At 50.0% G+C, this 226-nt stretch carries 1 rRNA gene; it reads right to left on the bottom strand.

Annotation, left to right across the window (positions count from 1 at the left end):
* Positions 1–226, bottom strand: a 23S ribosomal RNA gene (locus tag CPJCM30710_RS17700); the annotation flags it as partial.

The following is a 226-nucleotide window of genomic DNA, read 5'->3' as shown; positions in this document are numbered from 1 at the left end:
CTCGCTACATACCGTAACTCGTTGGCTCGTTCTACAAAAAGCACGTCATCGCACTCATAAGGTGCTTTGACCGGTTGTAGACACACGGTTTCAGGTTCTATTTCACTCCCCTCTCGGGGTTCTTTTCACCTTTCCCTCACGGTACTTCTTCACTATCGGTCATCAGGTAGTATTTAGCCTTGGGAGGTGGTCCTCCCTGCTTCCCACAAGGTTTCACGTGTCTCGT

The sequence above is a fragment of the Clostridium polyendosporum genome, assembly GCF_018332455.1.
In the GTDB taxonomy this organism is placed as follows: domain Bacteria; phylum Bacillota; class Clostridia; order Clostridiales; family Clostridiaceae; genus Clostridium_AY; species Clostridium_AY polyendosporum.
The sequence above is the reverse complement of the archived record's forward strand: the minus strand, read 5'-3'. Positions and strand labels throughout refer to the sequence as shown.